This window comes from Myxococcus sp. RHSTA-1-4, assembly GCF_020037125.1.
Taxonomy (GTDB): Bacteria; Myxococcota; Myxococcia; order Myxococcales; family Myxococcaceae; genus Myxococcus.
Window position 1 is genome coordinate 1 of the sequence record NZ_JAIQDG010000096.1, and the last position, 2,893, is coordinate 2,893.

The 2,893-nt window shown below is 69.9% G+C and carries 3 protein-coding genes; all 3 read left to right on the forward strand.

The window, feature by feature from the left end; translation table 11 throughout:
• The first annotated feature begins 215 nt into the window (after window positions 1-215).
• Window positions 216-590, forward strand: a complete 375-nt coding sequence (locus K8638_RS44030; protein WP_223760784.1) for a hypothetical protein — start codon at window positions 216-218, stop codon at window positions 588-590.
• Complete coding sequence (tnpB, locus tag K8638_RS44035) at window positions 587-940, forward strand: IS66 family insertion sequence element accessory protein TnpB (protein WP_223760785.1); 354 nt, start codon at window positions 587-589, stop codon at window positions 938-940. Before K8638_RS44030 ends, tnpB begins: the two co-directional genes overlap by 4 nt.
• Before the next feature lie 123 nt (window positions 941-1,063).
• Complete coding sequence (locus K8638_RS44040) at window positions 1,064-2,677, forward strand: IS66 family transposase (protein WP_223760786.1); 1,614 nt, start codon at window positions 1,064-1,066, stop codon at window positions 2,675-2,677.
• Window positions 2,678-2,893 lie beyond the last annotated feature (216 nt).

Sequence of the window (2,893 nt, forward strand, 5' to 3'; positions counted from 1 at the left end):
CTGCTGCGCGACTGGCCTCGCATCAAAAGGGGGCTCGACGAAGCGGGTGGGCGATTGCCTTCCTGGATGAGACGGGTCGTACGTTTCGGTCGTGTCCCTTCGGCAGGCGTGCGTGAACGGCCCTGGCGCCACCCAGTACCGTCTTCGGCCCTTTGGAGTGGACCCGGAGAGACACGGTGGCGCGACGAGCTGTAGCAGCGGAAGAGGTCGAGGAGTTGCGAGGGCGCATTGAGCAGTGGCGGCGGACGCGTACCCGGCAGGGACAGATGCCGGAGGAGCTGTGGGGGGCCGCGGTTTCGGCGGCGCGGCGCTACGGCGTCTCCCGAGTCGCGCGCGCGTTGGGAGTGGGCCATGCCGGGCTGAAGGCTCGGACGTTGGCCGCGTCCCCGCCGAGCAGGCAGGCCCGAAAAGCGGCGAAGGCCGAGGGGTTCGTTGAGGTGAGCGCCGCGCAGTGGCTCTCGCCCGCCCCCGTCTCCAGCCTGGTCATTGAGTACGTGGCCCGGGAGGGAGGCCGGCTGACGCTCACCGTGCCCTCCTCGTGCAGGGACTTCGACCTGCCCGCCCTGGTGGCGGCGCTGCGGGGCCCATGATTCAAATCACTCCCCAGATGCGGGTGCTGGTGGCCATTGAGCCGGTGGACTTCCGCCGAGGCGTCGACGGCCTGGCGCAGCAATGCCGGGCGGCCCTCGCGGAGGACCCCTTCAGCGGGGCGGTGTTCGTCTTCCGCAACCGCCAGCGCACCGCGGTGAAGTTGCTCGTCTTTGATGGGCAGGGCTTTTGGCTGTGTCATAAGCGCCTCTCCGAGGGGCGTTTTCGCTGGTGGCCCACGGCGAGCCAGGCGGCGGCCGCGCTGCGCGCCCACGAGTTGCAGGTGCTGCTGAGCGCCGGAGACCCTTCGGCCACGCAGGCGGCGGCCGACTGGCGCAAGGTCGGCACGTAGGCCGCGCCCCGAGGCTGGCGGCCATTGACCCGAAGGAGGGCGGCTTTGTCGCTCTCCAAGGGAGCGAGGCCGGCCCCCAACGTCCCAGGTAGGCTTGGGCTGATGGGACGTGTTGTAGCGGCAATGGGCAAGAAGAAGCGTCAGCCAAGGCCAGTGGACCCGGTGGAGCTGGCAGGCATTGTCGAGCGGACCCGGGGGACACTCAGCCAAGAGGACTTCGCCAAGCTGAAGGCGGCCATGGACACGCTGGCCTTCTTGACGGCGGAGTTGCAAGCGAAGGGGACGAGCCTGGAGCGGCTGCGCCGGCTGCTCTTCGGCGCTCCCACCGAGAAGACGGACGAGGTGCTGCGCAAGGCGGGGCAGCCGCCCGCCCAGCCGCCCCAGGGCCCGGCGGAGGACAAGGCCCGTGCCCCGGGGCATGGGCGCCACGCAGCGGCGGCCTACACGGGGGCCCGACGAGAGAAGGTAACGCACGCCCGGCTGAAGAGCGGGGAGGCGTGCCAGGGCTGCCTGAGGGGCAAGGTCTACCCGCTGAGTGAGCCGGCCGTGCGGGTGCGGGTAACGGGCATGGCGCCGCTTTCGGCCACCGTGTGGGAGTGCGAGCGGCTGCGCTGCAACCTGTGCGGCGAGGTGTACACCGCCCAGGCGCCCGAGGGCGTGGGCGAGGAGAAGTACGACGAGACGGCCGTGGCCATGACGGGGCTGCTCAAGTACGGCACGGGGCTGCCCTTCCACCGCATCGAGAAGCTCCAGGAGGGCCTGGGCATCCCGCTGCCGGCCACCACCCAATGGCAACTCGTCGAGGCCGGCACCAAGAAGCTGCGGCCCGCCTTCGACGAGCTGGTCAACCAGGCGGCCCAGGCCCCGGTGCTTCACAACGACGACACCGTCATGAAGGTGCTGGCGCTGACAAAGGAGCAGGTGCAGGCGGCCGCCGCGGGGGAGCCGGAGGAGCGGACCGGGGTGTTCACCTCGGGCATCCTCGCCGTGAACGAGCAGCACCCCATCGCGCTCTTCTTCACGGGACGCCAGCATGCGGGGGAGAACCTGGCCGACGTGCTGAAGCAACGGGCGGCCGAACTGGCAGCGCCCATTCAGATGAGCGACGCGCTGGCGAGGAACGTGCCCGGCGAGTTCGCCACCGTGCTGGCCAACTGCCTGGCGCATGCGCGGCGTGGCTTCGTCGACGTGGCCACCGACTTCCCAGCCGAATGCAAGCACGTGCTGGAGGCCCTGCGGGAGGTGTACCGGGTGGATGCCGCCGCGCGGCGAGACGGACTGTCTCCCCCCGAGCGGCTGGCGCTTCACCAGCGAGAGAGCGGGCCGGTGATGGAGAAGCTCAAGGCGTGGCTGGACGAGCAACTCACCCAGCGCAAGGTGGAGCCCAACTCCGGGCTCGGCCATGCCATCGCCTACATGCGCAAGCACTGGCTGAAGCTGACGCTCTTCCTGCGGGAGGAGGGCGCCCCCTTGGACAATAACGTGTGCGAGCGCGCCTTGAAGAAGGCCATCCTCCACCGCAAGAACGCCCTCTTCTACCGGACGCTGAAGGGCGCTGGCGTGGGAGACGTCTTCATGAGCCTCATCCACACCGTGGAGCTGTGCGAGGGCAACCCCTTCGACTACCTGGTGGCGCTGCTTCGCCACCCGGAGGCGGTGGCTGATGCGCCGGGCGAGTGGATGCCCTGGAACTACCAGCAGGCCCTGGCTGCCGAGGACACGCCGTCCGCGAGCTGATTCGTCCAGTCCTTCCTTCGACCGGAGCAGGTCCGGTCGCCTCCTTCACCTCCTCGCGGCACGCCACCGGCGCTCCGCGCCGTCCCCCAGTCTACAGGGCCCCCGGCGGCATGCTCACGCACGCCTGCCGGAGGGACACTTTCGGTCCCGACTTGGAACCACCTGGGCGCCCATCGGGGTCTTCCCCGTCCTCGAGCGCCTGAGCAAGCGCCGTGA

Excerpts from the sequence above, each read along its gene's own strand:
- tnpB (WP_223760785.1), top strand. The coding sequence starts at position 587 with ATGATTCAAATCACTCCCCAGATGCGGGTGCTGGTGGCCATTGAGCCG.
- K8638_RS44040 (WP_223760786.1), top strand. The coding sequence starts at position 1,064 with ATGGGCAAGAAGAAGCGTCAGCCAAGGCCAGTGGACCCGGTGGAGCTG.